General features: G+C 59.0%; 21 protein-coding genes. 15 read left to right on the top strand and 6 right to left on the bottom strand.

Annotation, left to right across the window (positions count from 1 at the left end; translation table 11 throughout):
- The first annotated feature begins 48 nt into the window (after positions 1-48).
- The 3 genes from VWY60_RS03890 (at position 49) to VWY60_RS03880 (ending at position 2,694) form a co-directional block, all read left to right on the top strand.
- A complete protein-coding gene (locus VWY60_RS03890) occupies positions 49-1,296 on the top strand; it encodes a class I SAM-dependent RNA methyltransferase (protein WP_416539873.1) in 1,248 nt (415 codons plus the stop codon).
- A gap of 5 nt (positions 1,297-1,301) precedes the next feature.
- On the top strand, positions 1,302-2,111 hold the full coding sequence (locus tag VWY60_RS03885) for an ion transporter (RefSeq protein ID WP_340547146.1): 810 nt from the start codon (positions 1,302-1,304) through the stop codon (positions 2,109-2,111).
- Positions 2,112-2,175: 64 nt separating this feature from the next.
- Positions 2,176-2,694: a L,D-transpeptidase family protein gene (locus VWY60_RS03880; RefSeq protein ID WP_340547147.1), complete on the top strand. Its 519-nt coding sequence runs from the start codon at positions 2,176-2,178 to the stop codon at positions 2,692-2,694.
- 109 nt (positions 2,695-2,803) lie between these two features.
- Here the strand turns inward: VWY60_RS03880 and VWY60_RS03875 are convergent, their stop codons facing one another.
- On the bottom strand, positions 2,804-3,295 hold the full coding sequence (locus VWY60_RS03875; RefSeq protein ID WP_340547148.1) for a CAP domain-containing protein: 492 nt from the start codon (positions 3,293-3,295) through the stop codon (positions 2,804-2,806).
- A 166-nt stretch (positions 3,296-3,461) separates the two neighbouring features.
- Here VWY60_RS03875 and VWY60_RS03870 point away from each other — a divergent pair, with 166 nt between their 5' ends.
- On the top strand, positions 3,462-4,103 hold the full coding sequence (locus VWY60_RS03870; protein ID WP_340547149.1) for a L,D-transpeptidase: 642 nt from the start codon (positions 3,462-3,464) through the stop codon (positions 4,101-4,103).
- A gap of 141 nt (positions 4,104-4,244) precedes the next feature.
- On the top strand, positions 4,245-4,427 hold the full coding sequence (locus VWY60_RS03865) for a hypothetical protein (RefSeq protein WP_340547150.1): 183 nt from the start codon (positions 4,245-4,247) through the stop codon (positions 4,425-4,427).
- A gap of 105 nt (positions 4,428-4,532) precedes the next feature.
- Here the strand turns inward: VWY60_RS03865 and VWY60_RS03860 are convergent, their stop codons facing one another.
- The 3 genes from VWY60_RS03860 to VWY60_RS03850 form a co-directional block, all read right to left on the bottom strand.
- Positions 4,533-7,562 (bottom strand): aminotransferase class III-fold pyridoxal phosphate-dependent enzyme, encoded by a 3,030-nt coding sequence (locus tag VWY60_RS03860; RefSeq protein WP_416539872.1) that lies wholly within the window; start codon positions 7,560-7,562, stop codon positions 4,533-4,535.
- Positions 7,563-7,635: 73 nt separating this feature from the next.
- Positions 7,636-8,697: a ferrochelatase gene (hemH, locus tag VWY60_RS03855; protein WP_416534325.1), complete on the bottom strand. Its 1,062-nt coding sequence runs from the start codon at positions 8,695-8,697 to the stop codon at positions 7,636-7,638.
- A gap of 128 nt (positions 8,698-8,825) precedes the next feature.
- Positions 8,826-9,656: a methyltransferase domain-containing protein gene (locus tag VWY60_RS03850; RefSeq protein WP_416539871.1), complete on the bottom strand. Its 831-nt coding sequence runs from the start codon at positions 9,654-9,656 to the stop codon at positions 8,826-8,828.
- Positions 9,657-9,670: 14 nt separating this feature from the next.
- On the opposite strand from VWY60_RS03850, the gene VWY60_RS03845 reads away from it, so the two are divergent.
- The 4 genes from VWY60_RS03845 (at position 9,671) to VWY60_RS03830 (ending at position 12,055) form a co-directional block, all read left to right on the top strand.
- On the top strand, positions 9,671-10,399 hold the full coding sequence (locus tag VWY60_RS03845; RefSeq protein ID WP_416537734.1) for a double zinc ribbon domain-containing protein: 729 nt from the start codon (positions 9,671-9,673) through the stop codon (positions 10,397-10,399).
- Positions 10,400-10,484: 85 nt separating this feature from the next.
- Entirely contained in the window at positions 10,485-10,742 is a 258-nt protein-coding gene (gene grxC / locus VWY60_RS03840) for a glutaredoxin 3 (protein ID WP_340547155.1), read from the top strand.
- A gap of 42 nt (positions 10,743-10,784) precedes the next feature.
- Positions 10,785-11,615 carry a carbon-nitrogen hydrolase family protein gene (locus VWY60_RS03835; protein WP_416539870.1) on the top strand — a complete coding sequence of 277 codons (831 nt, stop codon included), beginning with the start codon at positions 10,785-10,787 and terminating at the stop codon, positions 11,613-11,615.
- Positions 11,615-12,055 (top strand): MarR family winged helix-turn-helix transcriptional regulator, encoded by a 441-nt coding sequence (locus VWY60_RS03830; RefSeq protein WP_340547157.1) that lies wholly within the window; start codon positions 11,615-11,617, stop codon positions 12,053-12,055. The genes VWY60_RS03835 and VWY60_RS03830 overlap by 1 nt, the downstream gene beginning before the upstream one ends.
- A 270-nt stretch (positions 12,056-12,325) precedes the next feature.
- On the opposite strand, the gene ubiG is transcribed toward VWY60_RS03830, so the two are convergent.
- Complete coding sequence (ubiG, locus tag VWY60_RS03825; protein WP_416537732.1) at positions 12,326-13,072, bottom strand: bifunctional 2-polyprenyl-6-hydroxyphenol methylase/3-demethylubiquinol 3-O-methyltransferase UbiG; 747 nt, start codon at positions 13,070-13,072, stop codon at positions 12,326-12,328.
- A 49-nt stretch (positions 13,073-13,121) separates the two neighbouring features.
- On the opposite strand from ubiG, the gene pip reads away from it, so the two are divergent.
- From pip to infB, 6 genes are all read left to right on the top strand, one after another.
- A complete protein-coding gene (gene pip / locus VWY60_RS03820) occupies positions 13,122-14,102 on the top strand; it encodes a prolyl aminopeptidase (protein ID WP_340547159.1) in 981 nt (326 codons plus the stop codon).
- The gene (locus VWY60_RS03815) at positions 14,099-14,941 is read left to right on the top strand and encodes an ABC transporter substrate-binding protein (protein ID WP_416539869.1); all 843 of its coding nucleotides are present in this window, start codon (positions 14,099-14,101) and stop codon (positions 14,939-14,941) included. Before pip ends, VWY60_RS03815 begins: the two co-directional genes overlap by 4 nt.
- A 190-nt stretch (positions 14,942-15,131) precedes the next feature.
- Positions 15,132-15,722 (top strand): ribosome maturation factor RimP, encoded by a 591-nt coding sequence (gene rimP, locus VWY60_RS03810; RefSeq protein WP_340547161.1) that lies wholly within the window; start codon positions 15,132-15,134, stop codon positions 15,720-15,722.
- Positions 15,722-17,347 (top strand): transcription termination factor NusA, encoded by a 1,626-nt coding sequence (nusA, locus tag VWY60_RS03805; protein WP_416539868.1) that lies wholly within the window; start codon positions 15,722-15,724, stop codon positions 17,345-17,347. The genes rimP and nusA overlap by 1 nt, the downstream gene beginning before the upstream one ends.
- Positions 17,348-17,373: 26 nt before the next feature.
- Entirely contained in the window at positions 17,374-17,994 is a 621-nt protein-coding gene (locus tag VWY60_RS03800) for an RNA-binding protein (protein ID WP_340547163.1), read from the top strand.
- An 8-nt stretch (positions 17,995-18,002) separates the two neighbouring features.
- Positions 18,003-20,483, top strand: a complete 2,481-nt coding sequence (infB, locus tag VWY60_RS03795; protein WP_340547164.1) for a translation initiation factor IF-2 — start codon at positions 18,003-18,005, stop codon at positions 20,481-20,483.
- Positions 20,484-20,589: 106 nt separating this feature from the next.
- On the opposite strand, the gene VWY60_RS03790 is transcribed toward infB, so the two are convergent.
- Positions 20,590-20,724, bottom strand: coding sequence for a hypothetical protein (locus VWY60_RS03790; RefSeq protein ID WP_340547165.1), 135 nt, complete (start codon positions 20,722-20,724; stop codon positions 20,590-20,592).
- Between the last annotated feature and the right edge of the window lie 55 nt (positions 20,725-20,779).

Below are 20,779 nucleotides of genomic sequence, written 5' to 3'. Positions count from 1 at the left end.
CTGCGCATTTTTCTTTTGCGCGGGCCAGTCGCAGGGTATGCAGCGGCCATGACACATGCAGCTAGAACCACAGCCACAATCATTCGTCTTGGCCATCAGGGGGACGGAGTCGCCGAGGGCCCGCTTTTTGCGCCGCGCACCCTGCAGGGAGAGACCGTCAGCGGTATTCGCGACGGGCACCAGCTCACGGATATCCGCATCGAGAACCCGTCAGAGGCACGCGTCCAGGCGCCTTGTCGGCATTATAAATCCTGTGGTGGCTGTCAGCTGCAACATGCGACAGATGATTTTGTCGCGGGCTGGAAGGTCGATATTGTGCGCAATGCGCTGGCTGCCCAGGGGATTGAGACGGCGTTTCGCCCGATCCACACCTCACCGCCACGATCGCGCCGTCGCGCCACGCTGTCAGTGCGCCGAACCAAGAAAGGGGCGATGGCTGGATTCCATGGCCGCGCGTCCGGGGTAATTACAGAGATACCCGATTGCCAGTTGCTGGCACCACAGCTTCTGGCTGCCGTGCCGATGGCAGAGGCACTGGCCATGGCTGGCGCCAGCCGCAAGGCACCGCTTGCGGTGACGGTGACCCTCTCGGAGGTTGGCGTTGATGTACTGGTGACCAACGGCAAGCCGCTGGATGGCGCGCTTCGGATCGCGTTGGCGCAGGTGGTCGACGCGCATCGTATTGCAAGGCTGACCTGGGAGGATGAGCTGATCGGTATGGAACAGCCGCCAACTCAACCCTTTGGTCCGGCACATGTCTGCCCGCCGCCAGGTGCCTTTCTACAGGCTACCCGTGATGGCGAGGCGGCCCTGCTTGCGGCGGTCGAGGAGGTTGTCGCGGGGGCAAAACGTCTCGTCGACCTATTTGCCGGCTGCGGGACTTTTTCGCTGCCACTGGCGAAAAACGCTGAGGTCCACGCTGTCGAGGGTGAAAGCGCCATGTTGCGCGCATTGGATGCCGGTTGGCGGCAGGCCAAAGGCTTGAAGAAAGTCACCACCGAGACCCGCGATCTGTTTCGCAACCCGTTGCTGCCGGAGGATCTGAATCCTTTTGGAACGGAGTTTGACGCTGCAGTGATTGACCCGCCGCGCGCTGGTGCTGAGGCCCAGGCCACTCAGCTGGTTGCAGCACGTACGAAACGGGTTGCCTATGTTTCCTGCAATCCTGTCACCTTTGCCCGTGATGCGAAGATTTTGACCGATGGCGGCTATCGGCTGGATTGGGTACAGGTGGTCGATCAATTCCGCTGGTCCTCGCATACGGAACTCGCGGCCAGCTTTTCCTACGTGGGGTAGAACCGGTGAGCATCAGTGCAAAACAAACCCTGAACCAGCGGCTTGGCGATCTTATCGCCAGTGATCGTTTTGGCAACTTCATCACTGTGGTGATTCTGATCAATGCCGTGACGCTGGGAATGGAGACATCTGATACGATCATGTCCCGGTTCGGGACGATCGTTCTGTTTGTCGATCAGCTGTGCCTGGGGATTTTTGTCGTTGAACTGCTGGCAAAACTCTGGGTACAGCGGCTGCGGTTTTTCCTGCGCGGCTGGAACATCTTTGACTTTGTGATCGTCAGCATCGCCTTTCTTCCTGGGGCGCAGGGGATGTCCGTCCTGCGGGCGCTGCGCATATTGCGGGTGTTGCGCGTCATCTCCGTTGCGCCGCGGCTGCGCCGGGTGGTTGAGGGTTTCATTACTGCGCTACCGGGCATGGGCTCAGTCTTCCTGCTGATGGCTATCATCTTCTACATCGGCTCCGTCATCGCGACGAAACTCTTCGCGGACAGTTTCCCGGAATGGTTCGGTAATCTCGCGCTGAGCGCATATTCCCTGTTCCAGATCATGACTTTGGAAAGCTGGTCCATGGGCATCGTACGCCCTGTCATGGAGATCTACCCCTATGCCTGGGCGTTCTTTGTGCCGTTTATCATGGTCACCACCTTTGCGGTTGTGAACCTATTGGTCGGCCTGATCGTGAATTCGATGCAGGATGCCCATCACGAGGAAGAGGGCGAACGCACGGACGCTTATCGGGATCTGGTTCTGGCTCGGCTGGAGGCAATCGAGCAGCAAATCGCGACGCTGCAACCGCCGCACGAGAAGAAGTGATTTTGAATTTTCCAGCGAAGATAGTAGTTGGAAAATGAGGCAAATCAGGCAGAGACCTAGAATAATGGATAGACGTACATTCGGATTGGGCGCCGCGGCGACCCTTGGGCTGGCGGGCTGCAGCTCCGGCCCCAGCAAATTCCGCAGTTATAATGGCCCCGAGGTAACCTCGGTTGTTGTCAATAAAGGCGCCCGCAAGGTCTATCTTCTGCACAATGAGGATATTCTGCGCGAATATGAAATGGAGCTGGGTTTCGCACCGCAGGGCCACAAGCAGATCGAGGGCGATGGCAAAACTCCCGAAGGCACCTATCTGATCGACCGGCGCAATCCCAACAGTCGTTATCACCTCTCCATCGGGATCTCTTACCCCAACGCACAGGACCGGGCAAAGGCAGCGGCGATGGGCAAGAAACCGGGTGGCGAGATTTTCATTCACGGTGAGCCAAACAACCCCAAGGAACGCAAACGCGCTGCGCGGGTGGATGACTGGACTGCGGGCTGCATTGCGGTCAGCAACGATGAGATCGAAGAGATCTATGCGATGGTGCGCGACGGTACGTTGATTACCCTGCGTCCCTGATCGTCTGCACTGTAACCGTGCCAGCGCTGATCGTCTCGTGATAGAAAAGGCCCGATTGCCATGCAGCGATCGGGCCTTCTTCGTTCAGGTAAAGATTGGATCGGCGCGCTTAGCTACCCATGACCAGGGTCCACCAGATCTTGCCATTGGATTCCTGGAACCAGGAGAAGCCCATGGTGCGCGCTTTGGCGTCCATGATGACCGAACGGGTGGCCGGTTGTTCCATCCAGGCTGTAAGCGTCTGCAACTCGGTCTCATATGTTTCCGAAATCGTCTCGCCGATCATTGTGCCGGTGAAACCAGTGCGGGCAACGCGGTCGAGCGGAGAAGAGCCGTCGGAGCCAAAATGCCACGGACGGTTCTGGACCGACATGTCGCGCGAATGGGTTGCGGCCGCAGCGGTCAGCTGGGGGTTCAGCTGGACAATCGGCTTGCCTGCCGCTTCGCGAAGGGCGTTGACCGAGTCGAGCATCCGCAGCTGAACTTTGTCGGCGTTACGGATCCGGTACACGCTGCCGCCTGTGCTGCCATCAGGTGCAGGGGCACAGGCTGCGACAAGGGTCATCAGCCCGGCGATAAGGATCAGAAATACACGTGTCATACTACACCTTGCTTCGTTGACTGGGGCTGCAATAGCCCGGCTGTGACATAGGCGCAAACATGTCAGCGGTGAATTGACCGTCGCGGGATTGTTTGATTTGCGACTGAGGCATTCGCGCCATAAGATACGGCATAACGAATGCATATCTCCGCAGTTTGGAAAAGTCATGACCCGCAGCCCCTTCGAATCCTTCTCTAGACGGCAATTTCTCGCCGGTTCCGTTTCTGTCGGCGCATCACTGGTTGGCGGCGGTCTTGCCAGCGACGTCTGGGCACAGGATGCCACGGACACGACCGCGGAGGGTTTTGACCCGCTGCGCCCGCCGCCGGAGCCGGAGGCGCCGGTTCAGCGTAACATCTCGGCGTTCCGGTCCAAGGACTGGCGGCCCTATTTCGACAATCTGCGCAACGGAGCCGTGCTGGTGGATATCGACAGCCGCGCCCTGCATTTCTGGTCGGAAGACCAGAGCACCTACAAGCTATATCCCTCGTCCGTGCCGCTCTCCGATGATCTGACGCGCCGCGGCCGGACCCAGATTATCCGCAAGGTCGATGGGCCTGGCTGGGCGCCGACTCCGAACATGCGCAAGCGCAACCCGGAGTGGCCTGCCTATATCCCGCCGGGGCCGGACAATCCGCTTGGAACCCATGCTTTGTATCTCAGCTGGAAGTATTACCGAATCCACGGCACGCATGACACGCGCAAGATCGGGCGCAGGTCTTCAAACGGCTGTATCGGCCTTTATAACGAGCATATTTCGCAGCTGTTTGCGCTCACGAAAGTGGGCACTCAAGTGTTGCTAATTTGACGACATCGGCCCATTCCAGAGGCCGAATCATGCAACAAGCAATTGCAATGTCGCGATTTTGCTGATTAGAAAAATATTACGAGGTAAGTCTTGGGCGCGTGGTTCGGGTGGACTGAACTGCGCATATTTTTGGAGGTTAACATGAAAAAACTCGTTATCGCTGCTGCTCTGACTGCTGCTGCTTCGACCGCTTCCGCGGGCAACCTGGCTGAGCCGATTGTTGAGGCGCCGGTTATTGTTGAGCAGACCGAAAGCTCCTCCAGCGGCATCCTTCTGCCGCTGCTGCTGCTGGTTCTGGTTGGCGCAGCTGTTGCAAGCAACTAATTGCTTGTCTCAGAACGGTAAGAAAGGCGGTGGATTTTCCACCGCCTTTTTTCATGTCTCCCGACCTGACATGGGCCGGGGAATGCAATTTTGGTTCAGGGTGGCTCAACCGTCGTGAACTTCGGACAGAATGCTGTTCATCGATGCGAGAATCATCTCGATTCCCTCTGCATCAATCGTCAGCGGGGGGCGAATTTTCAGAATGTTGTCCTTTGGCCCTTCGCTACCGATCAGGATGCGATGATCGCGCATGCGGTTCTTCACATAGGTGCAGATATCCGTGGCCTCTGATCCGTTGTTGCGGATCAGTTCGACACCGATAAATAATCCCATGCCGCGCACATCCCCGATCGACTGATAACGGGATTGCAGTTCGCGCAGGCCTTCGATCAGTTCGGCCCCGCGCACCCGCGCATTCTCCTGTAACCCTTCCTCATCGACGATATTCAGCACTTCGGTACCGATGCGGCACGACAGGGTAGAACCGCCAAAGGTCGAGAAGAACTCAGGCCCCTGTGCAAAGCTGTCCGCGATGGCGCGGGTTGTTACCAGCACTCCCAGGGGGTGGCCGTTGCCGATTGGTTTACCGAGTACCACGATATCGGGGCTGGCCCCTTGGTGTTCAAAGCCAAAGTAGTAGTCACCAAGGCGTCCTAGACCGGTTTGAACCTCATCGGCGATACAGATACCACCTGCGGCGCGGATCTTGTCATAGACGGCGGGCAGATAGCCCTTTGGCGGAATGATCTGACCGCCGACAGAAGGGAAGGTCTCGGCAATGAAGCCGGCCACCCCATGACCGCTTGCACGCAGTTTTTCGATGGCCGGATCCACTAGGTCCGCGTATTTCTGCGCGCGATCTGCATCATCGCGCCGGTAAGATCCGCGATAGTCATCGGCAACTTCGATCAACTGAACCCAGTCAGACGGGCCCACGCCACCCTTTGCATTGAACTTATAGGCGGAAACGTCAATCACGCCAGTGGTGTTGCCGTGATAGCCGTGATTGGGCGTTACCATCCCCTTGGCACCTGTGTGCGCCCGTGCGAGGCGCAGGGCCAGCTCATTCGCTTCGGTGCCGGAATTGACGAAGAAGCAGACCTCCAGATGGTCGGGCATCTTTGACAGCACCTTTTCCGCAAAGGCGGTTTGTGCCGGGTGCAGATACCGGGTGTTGGAGTTCATGCGTTTCAACTGATCGGCAGCAACCGCCTGAACGCGGGGATGCGCGTGGCCTACATGCGGCACATTGTTATAAGCATCGAGATAGGGGCGGCCCATTTCGTCAAACAGATGATGTTTCCACCCACGCAGCAGCATGACCGGATCGCTGTAGGTCAGGCTGAGATTGCTGCCGAAATGTGCCTTTCGATCCGCCAGAACCCGGCGCTTGTCAGTCGGTTCATATCCGGTTTTCTCCGCAGGCAGGTTCAGTAACGGTGCAGGGTTTGGGCAAAGTGCGTTCCACAGCAAGAGGTCGTCAGGATCCGCCACTCCGGGCCAGTCTGCCTCAATTCCCTTGGTCGATAGCGCCAGTTGGAAATGCACATGTGGAGCCCAGCCGCCGTTCTCAGTTGCATCGCCGAGCTGGCAGAACGGCGCGCCCTTGGCGACCCGGTCGCCAACCGAAAGCTGAGTACAGCAGTCAGGGTCAAGATGACCGTAGAGCGTATTAAATTCTTCTCCGGTGTCGGTATGGTGTTTCAGGATGACAACACCGCCGTAGTCCAGATGAGCATCGCGGTTCTCCACCGCCACGACCTCACCCTCCAGGGGGGCGTAGAGCGTCTGACCGGCGGGGGCAAAAACATCCACCGCGAGATGGACGGTACGCCGGTCGCTGGCTTTATACGCGCCTTTGCGGAAGGCTGGGGCAGTATAGATCAGCCGTGGTTCGTTGTAATATCCAAGCCACCAGTCGGCACCGTTTTCGCCGGAAAACTCTCGCCCGACTTCGGCAGCCTCGGCCAGCGGCATATCAAAAGGGTTCTGCGGCCAGGTCGATGTCTCGACCGAGAGAGACCCCATCGGCAGACCCGTCAAATCGCGTCCCATCAGCGGAGCGAACTCACCGGAATATTTCTCTAGATAGGCAATTACCCTGTCGGCACCATCGACCACCGAAAGGCCGCAGGTCGCTCTCAGCCGGGACGAAATCAGGGCAGGATGCTCACTTGGCTGCTCCAGAAAACGCCATGCAGGACCCTGCGATATGGTCACATAGGGGTCATCGGGATTGTCTTTGGCCACAAGTGTGGAATTGACGACGCTGACGGCCAGACGCATCCGCAGCAGAGGCCAGAGAAGATCTAGTTCGGTCTCGGTCAACGGATTGACGGCGTGGTAGCCTTCTATCAGCGCGGACAGGGCAGCCTGCGGTCGGGGATTATCCAGCACGATATACGCAGCTGCAATGGCCAGATCACAGATTCGCGGCGCAGCACACATGTCGCCAAGGTCGATCAAACCGCCGACATGGCGTGGTTGGCAGAGCGTGCCAGTAACGAGAATGTTGTAGTCATTGGCGTCATTATGAATCGCCTGTTTCGGCAGGGAGCCAAACACCGGCTTCAGCTCTATGAAATCGGCGCAGATCGCAGCAATCAGGCTCCGGCGTTTGCTGTCTGCGATGCAGTCGAGATCGCTTGCCACCCAGTCGGCAGACATCAGATCCCATTTGAAATCACGTAGCAGCGCGGGATGGTCAAAGGTTTTGAGCGCGCGGGTGATGCTTCCAAGCGCGGCACCGATTTCCCTGATGAGAACGGATGATTTCGGCGCGCTTTTGGCATAGCAGCGGCCCGGCAGCTGAGTTTGCAGCCAGACCAGGCGCTCAACCCCGGTTTCGTCTGCAAGATCGAGGCAGAGCGCACCATCGGCGGCCGCCACGGCGCGTGGGCATGGCAGATCCGGGTCAGTTTGATGGAGATGCGCCAGCGCAGCGATTTGCATCTCGACGAGATCAGGAGCGCAACCGGGGCGCATGACCTTTAAAATATAGCCCTGCCCATCCTCGGCGATTGCACGAAAGTTCAGGTCATATTCCCCGTCCAACCGTGACAGGTCAGCGGTGATGCCCCAGTGATTATTCAGGGCATCTGCCCAATGCAATTCGGCCAGGTTCAATGCGGTCATGAGAGGTCCCTGTTCAAATATCCTCAGCCCCGTTGGTCGGGGCGTTTTGGCTATTTGGACCGGGGAGTGGCGATTAGTCCAGCCACCCTTTCAGATTGCGTTGGATAACGCCGGACAGCGCGTCAATGTGCTCGGCGTCATCGTTCAGGCAAGGGATATAGAGAAAATCTTCTCCGCCCGCGTGCTCAAAGCTTTCGCGAATTTCCTCGTTGATTTCCTCAAGCGTCTCAATGCAGTCCGCCGAGAAGGCGGGGGCGATCACCGCGATGTTTTTCTTGCCTTCTTTGGCGAGGGTGGCGACGTGATCCACGGTATAGGGCTTCAGCCATTCTTCGGGGCCAAACACCGACTGAAACGTGGTGGTGATTTCGGTATCGGTCCACCCCAGACGTTCTTTCAGGAGGCGCGTCGTTTTCTGGCACTGACAATGGTAGGGATCGCCCTGCATCAGATAGCGCTTGGGCATCCCGTGATAGGATACAACCAGAATTTCGGGTTTTTTCTCGGCGGTGGCATAAGCTTTCTCCACCGAACGCGCGAGGGCGTCGATATATGCCGGATCGTCAAAATAGGGTGCGACGGTGCGTGCGGCGGGCTGCCAGGTTTCTTCCATCAGGGCGCGGAAAAACTGGTCGTTGGCGGTGGCCGAGGTGGCCCCGGCATATTGCGGATAAAGCGGGACGAAGAGGATTTTCTGACAGCCGGCCTCAACCATTGCCCGCACTTTGGATTTAGTTGAGGGATTGCCGTAGCGCATACAGAAATCCACCATGACCTCTTTGCCATACCGCTCCTGCAACGCTTCCGACATCGCGGCGGTCTGCTCCTTGGTGATGGTCATCAGGGGGCTTTCGCCCTTGTCATGGTTCCAGATGGACTTATACGCCGCTCCCGAGGAAAACGGCCGTTTGGCCAAAATGATCAGTTGCAACAGCGGCTGCCATTTCCAGGCAGGATAGTCGATCACACGCTTGTCCGAGAGAAACTCGCTCAGATACCGGCGCATCGGCCAGTAGCTATAGTCATCGGGGGTGCCCAGATTGGCCAACAGTACGCCGACCTTCGCCGGGGCGATCTTGGGGTGGTCTGCCGGCGCATGAGCGGGGCAGGTGGCGGGGGCAGTGGCGTCCAGCATCTATCAGGGTCCTGTGCGGTAAACGGTCAGCGGATCGTTGGTCCGCCCTAGCTATATGAAGATACGGCGGAAATGACCAATTGGATCATTCCACCAGAGCCATAGGATAGACCTATGGCTGGTTCTGTCTACTTTGGCAGCGGTGTTTCCGGCACCTTCAGCGCATCCGCCAGTCGCGCCTTTGCCGATCCGGGGCGCAGCGGTTTTTGCTGGGTGTCGGACGGGGACCAGCCGGTCAGGCAAATCAGTTCAAAGGTTGCAGGCAAAAGACCGTCCTCCGTTGCGTAGGTGGACCGGTAGATATCCGCAGTGTCAGCGAACAATTTGCGCGTGGTTGCGGTCTTTTGCCTCTGTGTCATGGCATTGGTTTCGCCCATGCCGCGCAGTTCGTGCATCAGGTGCCACAGGTCGCGGTACTTTGCGGTCAGCGGCACAACATCCGCCACCGGAAGCGCAAATCCGGCCCGTTGCAACAGCGCACCCAGATCGCGCACTTCGCCCATCGGGGCCACGCGGGGCGACAGCCCGCCGGAAAGGCGGGTTTCGGCGGTGGCCAGGGCGCTGCGCAATTCATGCAGGGTCTGGCCGCCCAGCATCACGACCAGCAGCAAGCCGTCTTCGGTCAGGGCCCGGTGACATTGGATCAATTGTCCGACCGGATCATTGGCCCAGTGCAGTGACATGGCGTGGACCACAAGATCATGGGCACCAACCGCCAGATCCAATGTTTCGTCATCCGCGACATGTTTGGCATCGGGCAGACAACTGTCCCAGCCTTGCGCAAAAGGCGCCACCAGCGCTGGGCGCGTAAAGCTCCTGTTAACCATGGAGAGCCGATCCTCAATCTCATCGCGTGCGATGTCGTGCAGGAACAGGGCTTCGGTGGTCAGGCGGCTGCGATGGGCGGCGAGTGCGCTGCGGTCAAAGAGCTGCGGGCGGGGCGTCGTGGCTTTGGTCATGAGGGCTATTTAGGATGTTGAAGGCGCGGATACAAACGGCTGTTTCGCTGATCTACCCGCCACGCTGTCTGGCCTGCGGTGAGTGGGTCGACAGCGATTTCGGACTTTGTGGCCCCTGCTGGCGCGAGACACCGTTCATACATGGAACCTGTTGCCATGGATGTGGAGTCCCTTTGATCGGGGAGGAGGACGGGTTTCGCCTCGAATGTGATGAGTGTATGGATCACCCACGGCCCTGGCAGGAAGGACGCGCCGCGCTGACCTATGAGGGCACGGCCCGGCGGCTGGTACTGGCCCTGAAACACGGGGATCGAACTGAAATCGCCCGGCCTGCAGGGCGCTGGTTGGGGCGGGCGGCTGCCAGTTTGCTTGTGGATGATCCCTTGGTGGCGCCGGTGCCGCTACACTGGTCGCGGTTTCTGCGCCGCCGCTATAATCAATCTGATCTGCTGGCCCGACAAATGTCCCGAGACGCTGGCTTGGACTACTGCCCGGACCTGTTGCGGCGCGTTCGCCGTACACCTTCGCTTGAAGGGCAGGGCCGCTGCGAGCGCTACGCAACGTTGGCGCGGTCGATTTCGGCGCATCCGAAACATGCCGCACAGATTGGCGGGCGTATCGTCTTGCTGGTCGATGATGTGATGACCAGTGGTGCCACGCTTGCGGCCTGTAGCGAGGCTTGCCTTGATGCCGGCGCAAGCGCGGTCCGTATCGCCGTGCTTGCAAGGGTCACGCAGTCGTGATCTGAACGCGCTGGGGCTGGCAATTCTATCATGGACTGCCCAAGTTCAGGGCCAAGCCACTGAATATTTTCAAACGGAGACCCGAATGAAACCGGTCGAAATCTACACTTCCCCGCTCTGCGGGTTTTGCCATGCCGCAAAACGCCTGCTGACCCAGAAAGGCGTAAGCTTCGACGAAATCGACGTCTTGGCTAATCCTGATCGCAAGGCTGAAATGATCGAGCGTGCCAATGGTGGGCGTACCGTTCCGCAGATTTTTGTCGGCGAGACCCATGTCGGTGGATGCGATGATCTTTATGCACTGGATCGGTCCGGCAAGCTGGATCCGCTGCTGGCAACCTGAGGCGCGGTGATTAAGATCGGTGACCATCGGAGGATATAACAGATGCGTGCGGCCTTGCTTCAACTGACATCAAGCGACCAGCCAGCTGAAAATCTGGTGATGGTGCAGGAGATGATTGCCGAGGCCGCTGCCGCTGGCGCCGGTTTTGTACTGACACCAGAAGTGACAAACTGCCTTTCTGGAAGTCGCAGCCACCAGACGTCGGTCCTCCATCATGAAGCGGATGATCCGACGTTGGCGGCCCTGCGCAGAACTGCCGAGGAGCGTGGTCTCTGGCTGTCTCTCGGATCCCTCGCGTTGAAGACGACGGATGCCGATGGACGGTTTGCCAATCGCCAGTTTCTGATCGATCCAGCCGGTGAGATTGTTGCGCGCTATGACAAGATCCACATGTTCGATGTGGATGTCACGCCTGAAGAAACTTACCGCGAGTCGGATGGATACCGCCCGGGCTGTCAGGCTGTGGTTGCACAGACTCCATTTGCAGCCCTGGGAATGACCATATGTTACGACGTACGCTTCCCCTATCTGCATCGGCGTCTGGCCAAAGCAGGGGCTCAGGTGCTGCTGGCGCCCGCAGCCTTTTCGCCTGTTACCGGTGCGGCCCATTGGCACGCATTGCTTCAGGCGCGTGCAATCGAGACGGGCTGCTATGTGCTGGCGGCTGCTCAGACGGGCACCCATCCGGCAACCAAGGGAAAGTCGCGACGCACCTATGGCCATTCTCTGGTGGTGTCACCCTGGGGGGAAATTCTGGCCGATGGCGGCGTTGAGCCAGGGGTCACCTACATTGATCTTGACCTTGAAAAAGTGGCACAAGCGCGTCGACAGGTTCCTTCCCTGTTTCATGACCGAGAATTCGACGGCCCCTGATGGACGATACCAATTCCCTTGCGGTTTCGCTGTTCAGCGAAATTCTGATGGCAGATCAGCTGGCGCGGACCCGGCTGGGACAAGTGCTGCCTAAGGGAATGGAACTGTCGCATTTCTCGGTATTGAACCATCTCGCACGTACCGGAGTTGAGCGGTCGCCCGCTCAGCTGGCCAAGGCGTTTCACGTGACCCGTGGGGCGATGACCAATACATTGAGCAAGCTGGAAGCGGCGGGCTACGTTCATATCCGCCCAGACTGGGATGATGCGCGACGCAAAATGGTCGCGATCAGCCCGGCGGGACGACAGGCGCGCGACGCCGCATTGGCCAGCATTGTTCCGATGATCCGCGAAGTGGTTGAGGAACTGGGGGGTGACCGGGTCAAATCCGCGCTGCCGATCCTGCGAGAGTTCCGCATTAAGCTGGGAAGTCGCGACTGATTGGCGACTACGGGCGCAGGGCCCCAATCCTGTAAAACGGAAAAGGACGTCTGCGAACAGACGTCCTTGGTGCCCCCCGTCAGGCTGGTCCGTGAGTGGTAGGCTTAACGACAGGGCGGCCCGGAACAAGGGCCTCTGTGCATTCACTCGGTGACAGGTCAGCAACATCTGACCCTATCTATGGTCTACCACGTAGAAGGTAGCGGCCCAACGACGCAGAAGGATGATTGCCTATCCTAAAGTATAGGGGCAGGGCTTTTGCCTCCGCGCTTAGCGAGGCTTTGTGCTGGCTGTCACGTAGTTTACGCTTAAATCACGGTCCGACAGCGACCAGCTCCAGAAGATCGGATTGAACACAAAACCCTTCCGATCGACAGGCGTCAGCCCCGCCTTTGAGAGCAGCTCGAACAGCTCGTCTGGTGTAATGAACTTCGACCATTCATGTGTCCCGCGCGGCAGCCATCGCATGACAACCTCGGCGCCTAAAATGGCCATCGCGTAGCTTTTGGGATTGCGGTTGATGGTTGAACAGATTTGCAGACCACCGGGCCTGAGCAGCTGCTGCGTGGCAGTTAGATAGCTGAGCGGATCGGCAACATGTTCGACCACCTCCATGTTGAGAACCACGTCGAACTGCTCGCCCGCCTCTGCCAGCGCCTCGGCTGTGGTGTGGCGATAGTCGATGTCCAGACCGGATTGCTGGGCGTGAACCTGAGCGACTGGAATGTTGCCCGCTGCGGCGTCGGCGCCGACGACATCGGCACCCAGACGGGCTATTGGTTCGCTGAGAAGCCCGCCACCGCAGCCGATGTCCAGAATGCGCAGTCCGGAAAAGGGCGCCTGATCGGATAGGTTGCGATCAAATTCACCAGCAATTTGCCTGGTGATGTAGTCCAGCCGACAGGGGTTCAGCATGTGCAATGGTTTGAATTTTCCAGTGGGATCCCACCATTCGGCGGCCATGGCCTCAAATTTTGCGATCTCGGACGGGTCTACCGTGGATTGAGGCGCTTGCATTCCTGTCTCCGTGTGTTCTTTTATCATTCAGGACTAAGTTAGGTCAGTAATGGACAAATACCCGTATCAAAAGCGCGCAGTGCAGTATTTGTACCCGCCCATTGAACCCTTTGATCAGCGGATGGTCGATGTGGGGCAGGGCCACCATATCTATATGGAGCAGAGCGGTAATCCGGACGGTATCCCTGTGGTGGTCTGTCACGGAGGCCCGGGTGGCGGGAGCAGCCCGGCCATGCGGCGGTATTTCGACCCTGACCACTACCGGATTGTGTTATTCGATCAGCGCGGTTGCGGACGGTCGCGGCCGCATGCCTCCTGCGCTGACAATACAACCTGGCATCTGGTCGCGGATATGGAAATCATCCGCCGACTTCTGGGGCTGTCGCGGTGGATGGTGTTCGGCGGGAGCTGGGGGGCAACTTTGTCGCTGATCTATGCCCAGACCCATCCCGAGCGGGTGCGCCATCTGATCCTGCGCGGCGTCTTCCTGATGACCAAGTCGGAGCTGGACTGGTTCTACGGTGGTGGTGCTGGCCGTTTCTGGCCGGAGACCTGGTCGCGTTTTGTCTCGATGATCCCCGATGGTGAGCGGGGCGATCTGATCGCCGCCTATAACAGACGGCTGTTTTCCGGCGATATGGCTGAGGAGATCCTGTTCGGCCGGGCTTGGTCGGCATGGGAGAACGCGTTGGCCTCGATCCATTCCAACGGCACATCGGGCGAAAGCCCGGGCGACTACGCGCGCGCCTTTGCACGACTGGAGAATCACTATTTCATCAATGGCGGGTTTCTCGACTACGATGGTCAGATCTTTGCCAATATGGGGCGCATATCGCATATTCCCGGCATCATCGTGCAGGGGCGGTATGATATGATTTGTCCGCCGACCTCCGCCTGGCGATTGAAAGAGCTGTGGCCAAATGCCGAGTTGAAGATGGTGCGCAATGCGGGCCATGCTCTGTCCGAACCGGGAATCAGCGCCGAGTTGGTGCGCGCAATGGACCAGATTGCAGAGGAGCAGGAGCCATGACACGGATCGACAGGCGTGCGCTGTTCACATCTGGCGCCGCGGCTGCCCTGCTGGCTGCAACCGGGGCCGCGCTGGCTGATACGCCGCGGCAGGGCGGGATCCTTCGTCTCGCGGTACCGCGCGACGGTGGGCTGATGGATCAGGTTGCTCGTGGGGCCGTGTTTGACACCTTGATGGAAATTGGCCCTGATGGCTCCTTGCGGCCTGAGCTGGCCAGTCGCTGGAGCAGCAGCCCCGATGCGCGGGTCTGGCAGTTCGATATTCGCGCAGATGTGACGTTTCACGATGGAACACCGGTGCGGGCGGCGGATGTGACGGCGAGCCTGCTGGGCAGCGATATCGGCGATGGCGCTGCTCAAATCGACATACTCTCGCCCGGTAGCATCCAGATTGTGCTGGGCGCGTCCAATCCGCATCTCCCTTATTTATTGGCCGATGGCCGGTTTGCGATTGCCGCCGGCGGGGAAACCTCAGGCGACCTCTCAGCGGCAAACGGGACCGGGTGCTACAGGGTGGAGCGCGCGCGCTCTGGGCGCGACTTCCGCGCGGCGAGGGTGCGGGGGCACTACAAATCCGGTCAGGCCGGTTGGGTCGATACGGTTGAGTTGATCGTGATTCCCGATGCCGCCGTGCGGGCTGAGGCGCTGCGGGATGGATATGTCGATGTCGCCGCCCTGCCAGCACCCGAAGGTCTCGTCTCGCGCGGCAGTTTTCACTACCATCCATCCGTTGATGACATGGCGCTGGCAGCCCGGCGGGATGTTGGTATGCCTCGGACGATAGGCACTCGGTCGGCTTTGGACGATGGTCGTATTGCGGAACGCTGGTGGCGCCTCTGATCTGTAAGATTTGCAAGCCTGGGTCCGCACAGAACATGGGTCAGGGGAACTGCCTCTTGCAGTTTGGCCTGATCCGGCGTATATGCCTTTCATAACAGCGGCGCGTCGGGTTTGACCCTCAGCTCCACCGGAAAGTTCAACGGGCCGCGCGCCCGTTTTTTTGTGCCCGAATCACAGATCTGGAATTCGTATGACCAATGACCTGATAGCCAAGGCAGCCATCGACCGTCGGCTTGCCGAGATCATCACCCCGGTGATTGAAGATCTCGGTTTTGAGCTGGTGCGTATTCGGCTGATGTCTGGCAAGACGACCACCCTGCAGATCATGGCCGACAAGCCTGAAGGCGGCATCGAGGTGGATGGCTGCGCTGAGATCTCCAACGCGGTCAGTGCGACGCTGGACGTGGAGGATCCGATCCTTGACAGCTACGCGCTTGAGGTCTCCAGCCCCGGTATCGACCGGCCGCTGACCCGTCTCAAAGACTTCGATATGTTCGAGGGCTATGAGGCCAAGATCGAGACCAGCGAGCTGATCGACGGCCGCCGCCGTTTCAAGGGCGAGCTGGCCGGTGTTGAGGATGACGAGGTTCTGATCAATATCGAAGAACATGGCGAGACTGTTACCATCGGCTTGAAATTCGACTGGTTGAGCGATGCCAAACTGGTTCTTACCGATGATCTGATCAAAGAAATGCTGCGTCAGCGCAAGGCTGCCGGCACCCTGAACGAAGACGCATTCGACGAAATCGAGGCCGATGGGTCCGAAGAGGAGAAAAAGTAATGGCTATCACATCAGCAAACCAGTTGGAGCTTCTGCAGACCGCAGAAGCCGTGGCGCGCGAAAAGATGATCGACCCCGGTTTGGTTGTCGATGCGATGGAAGAGAGCCTGGCGCGGGCTGCCAAGAGCCGCTACGGCAGCGAGATGGACATTCGTGTGTCCATTGACCGCAAGACTGGCCGTGCGACCTTTACCCGCGTGCGGACCGTGGTCGAAGATGACGCGCTGGAAAACTACCAGGCGGAAATGACTGTTGAGCAGGCCAAGCAGTATATGGCCGATCCTTCGGTTGGCGATATCTTCGTCGAGGAAGTGCCTCCTGTCGAGATGGGCCGGATCGCTGCCCAGTCCGCCAAGCAGGTGATCCTGCAGAAGGTGCGCGAAGCTGAGCGTGATCGTCAGTACGAAGAGTTCAAGGATCGTGCCGGCACCATCATCAACGGCCTGGTCAAACGTGAAGAATACGGCAACGTCATCGTTGACGTGGGTGCGGGTGAGGCGATCCTGCGCCGGAACGAGAAAATCGGCCGCGAGAGCTACCGCCCGAATGACCGGATTCGCTGCTATATCAAGGATGTGCGCCGCGAGCCGCGTGGCCCTCAAATCTTCCTGTCGCGGACCGCGCCGGAGTTCATGGCTGAGCTGTTCAAGATGGAAGTACCTGAAATCTATGATGGCGTCATTGAGATCAAGGCGGTTGCCCGTGATCCGGGTTCGCGCGCAAAGATTGCTGTGATCAGCTATGATGGCTCCATCGATCCGGTTGGCGCTTGTGTCGGTATGCGCGGTTCGCGCGTTCAGGCCGTGGTCAACGAACTGCAGGGTGAAAAGATCGACATCATCCCGTGGAACGAAGATCAGCCGACCTTCCTCGTGAACGCGCTGCAGCCTGCGGAAGTGTCCAAGGTTGTTCTGGACGAAGAAGCGGGCAAGATCGAGGTTGTGGTCCCCGAAGAGCAGCTGTCGCTGGCAATCGGCCGTCGTGGTCAGAACGTGCGTCTGGCATCGCAGCTGACCGCGCTTGATATCGACATCATGACCGAGGAAGAGGAATCGGCCCGCCGCCAGAAGGAATTCGAGGCGCGCACCAAGCTGTTCATGGAAACCCTGGATCTGGACGAATTCTTTGCCCAGCTGCTGGTCTCCGAAGGCTTTACCAACCTCGAAGAAGTTGCCTATGTCGAGCTGGATGAGCTGCTGGTTATTGACGGTGTCGACGAGGGCACCGCTCAGGAGCTTCAGGCGCGTGCGGCTGACTACCTGGAAGCGCAGGCGAAAGCGGCGATTGATGCAGCCCGCGCATTGGGTGCCGAGGACAGCCTGATTGACTTTGATGGTCTGACGCCCCAAATGATTGAGGCACTGGCCAAGGATGGCATCAAGACGCTTGAAGATTTTGCCACCTGCGCTGACTGGGAGCTGGCCGGCGGTTGGACCACCAACAAGGGTGAGCGCGTCAAGGATGACGGCATTCTGGAACCATATGATGTGTCGCTGGAAGATGCTCAGACTCTTGTCATGACCGCCCGCGTTCTGCTGGGTTGGGTGGATCCCACCGAACTGGAAGCGGATGCTGAAGACGATGCCGACATCGAAGACGGCGAAGCAGAAGAGGGCGAGGCCTGAACTCAGGCCTCGCAGCGAGGATAGCAATGACACGCGGTGGCAGTGACAAAGACCGGTCCGACGGACCGGAGCGAAAATGTCTGGCAACAGGCGAGATACAGCCCAAAGAAGGGCTGATCCGCTTTGTTGTTGGCCCCGAAGGTCAGGTTGTTCCTGATGTGATGGGAAAGCTGCCGGGGCGCGGGGTATATGTGACCTCGACCGAGGCAGCGCTCCAAACTGCGGTAAAGAAGAAACTCTTTGCCCGCGGTTTCAAGGCGCCGGTGACGGTGCCTGACGGGCTGGTGGATGAAATCAAAGGTCAGGTGCTGCGGCGCCTGATCGAGCTGATCAGCCTGGCGCGCAAGTCGGGTGATGCGGTCTCTGGCTATGAGAAGGTCAAAGACTGGCTGGCCAAGGAACACGCCCGCGTATTGATCCAGGCTTCGGATGGATCAGGGCGGGGCAAATCAAAATTGAGCACGCCGCACCGTGGGAAATTCATCGGATGCCTCACTGCGGATGAGCTGGGCATGGCCTTTGGGCGCCAAACTGTGATACATGCGGCGCTGGCCTCTGGTGGACTCGGCAAACGTGTTGTAGAGGAAGCGCAACGACTACAAGGTTTGCGCGAAACGGTGGGCGGCAAGGGCCGCACGGAAGGATAAAGAGCTTTATGAGCGATAGTGACGGCAAAAAGACGTTGGGTCTTCGTGGTGGGTCCCGGCCCGGGAATGTGAAACAGAGCTTCAGCCACGGTCGGACCAAGAATGTCGTGGTGGAAACCAAGCGCAAACGCGTTGTGGTCCCCAAGCCGACCGCGGCCAAGGGGGGCTCGGGTGCGACGCCGTCCGGTGACGCATCGCGGCGTCCGGCTGGCATCAGCGATGCAGAGATGGCGCGCCGCCTGAAGGCGTTGCAGGCCGCCAAGGCCCGCGAAGTAGAGGAAGCGCAGCAGCGCGAAGCCGAGGAAAAGGCCCGTGCCGAAGAGCGTGAGCGCCGCCGGGCTGAACAGGAAGCCAAGGAACGTGAACAGCGCGAAGCTGAAGAGCGTGCCCGCCAGAAGGCTGAAGAAGAAGAGCGCAAGCGTGTCGAAGCTGAGGCTGCTGCGCAGCGTGCGGCTACTGATGCCGAAAAGAAAAAGTCGGAACCGGCTGCGGCCCGTCCCGAGCCGGGCCCGTCTTCGCAGCCTCGTAAGGGGGATCGCGAACGTGATGACCGGCAGAACCGCAATGCCAAAGGCCGCAACGAAGGCGGTGGCCGTCGCTCCGGAAAGCTGACACTTGGTCAGGCGACCGGTGGTGAAGGTGGTCGTCAGCGCTCCATGGCGTCGATGAAGCGTAAGCAAGAGCGCGCACGCCAGAAGGCCATGGGCTCGGTCGAGCGTGAAAAGGTTATTCGTGACGTCCAGCTGCCCGAGGCGATTGTCGTCTCCGAGCTGGCAAACCGGATGGCCGAGCGCGTCGGCGAGGTTGTCAAATCGCTGATGAATATGGGCATGATGGTCACGCAGAACCAGACCATCGACGCGGATACCGCCGAGCTGATCATCGAAGAGTTCGGCCACAACGTGGTGCGTGTTTCTGATTCGGATGTTGAAGACGTCATCAAAGAGGTCGAGGACAAGGAAGATGACCTTCAGCCGCGTCCTCCTGTGATCACCATCATGGGTCACGTTGACCACGGTAAGACGTCTCTGCTGGATGCGATCCGCGACGCGCGGGTTGTTGCAGGCGAGGCGGGTGGCATTACCCAGCACATCGGTGCCTATCAGGTGAAAACCGAAGGCGGGGCTGTGTTGAGCTTCCTCGACACGCCGGGCCACGCGGCCTTTACCTCTATGCGTTCGCGCGGTGCGCAGGTCACGGATATCGTGGTCCTTGTTGTGGCTGCAGATGATGCTGTGATGCCGCAGACCGTCGAAGCGATCAACCACGCTAAGGCGGCGGGTGTTCCCATGATCGTGGCCATCAACAAGATCGACAAGCCGGCCGCAGACCCGATGAAGGTCCGCACCGATCTGCTGCAGCATGAAGTTGTCGTGGAAGCGATGTCTGGTGAAGTACAGGATGTGGAAGTCTCTGCCGTAACTGGTCAGGGTCTGGACGAGCTGCTGGAAGCCATTGCGCTGCAGGCGGAAATCCTCGAACTGAAGGCCAATCCGGATCGCGCGGCTCAAGGTGCCGTGATCGAGGCACAGCTGGACGTGGGTCGCGGACCTGTGGCCACGGTGCTGGTTCAGAATGGCACCCTGCGTCAGGGTGATATCTTTGTTGTCGGTGAGCAGTACGGTAAGGTCCGTGCGCTGATCAATGACAAGGGTGAGCGGGTTCAGGAAGCTGGCCCCTCGGTTCCGGTCGAAGTGCTGGGTCTCAATGGTACACCCGAAGCAGGCGACGTTCTGAACGTCACCGAAACCGAAGCGCAGGCCCGCGAGATCGCCGAGTACCGCGCCCAGGCCGCCAAGGACAAGCGCGCAGCGGCCGGTGCCGCGACCACGCTGGAACAGCTGATGCAGAAGGCCAAGGAGGACGAAAATGTCTCCGAGCTGCCGATCCTGGTTAAAGCTGACGTGCAAGGCTCTGCCGAAGCCATCGTTCAGGCGATGGAGAAGATCGGCAACGACGAAGTGCGTGTTCGCGTGCTGCACTCCGGCGTTGGCGCCATCACCGAGAGCGATATCGGTCTGGCAGAGGCCTCTGGTGCTCCTGTCATGGGCTTCAACGTGCGTGCCAACACATCGGCACGGAACTCGGCCAACCAGAAGGGCGTCGAGATCCGCTACTACTCGGTCATCTATGACCTCGTCGACGATGTGAAGGCGGCGGCGTCCGGCCTGCTGTCAGCTGAGATCCGCGAGAACTTCATCGGCTATGCAGAGATCAAGGATGTCTTCAAGGTATCCAACGTTGGCAAGGTTGCGGGCTGTCTCGTGACCGAAGGTGTGGCGCGCCGCTCCGCTGGCGTCCGCCTGCTGCGTGATAACGTTGTGATCCACGAAGGTACGCTGAAAACTCTCAAACGCTTCAAGGATGAAGTGGCAGAGGTTCAGTCCGGTCAGGAATGCGGCATGGCGTTTGAGAATTACGATGATGTCCGCAAGGGTGATGTGATCGAGATCTTCGAACGTGAAGAAGTGACCCGCACACTCGACTGATCCACGATCATAGCATGAATAAAAAAACCCCGGCCAAACCAGGTCGGGGTTTTTTCGTGGCTGGTTCAGGGAGGAGAAACCAGTCTGCTAAGGAGAGTGTGGGGGATCAGGCGGCGCGGCCGACCGGTTCACCTTCGTAGGTTTTGCTACCGACGCGCACCGAAATCTTGCCATCGGGCAAGCTGCGCACGAATGTGCCTTGGATGAAGATAAATGCACCCTGCTTAATCGTTCTGATCATAATCGCTACCGCCTCTTGCCGTCAGAAATACCGACATTACGCTGCCTGTTGGCTC

Origin of the sequence: Phaeobacter sp. JH20_26, from assembly GCF_048056275.1 — a bacterium.
In the GTDB taxonomy this organism is placed as follows: Bacteria; Pseudomonadota; Alphaproteobacteria; order Rhodobacterales; family Rhodobacteraceae; genus Phaeobacter; species Phaeobacter bryozoorum.
Note: the sequence above shows the minus strand (reverse complement) of the source record. Positions and strands in the feature narration are given on the sequence as shown.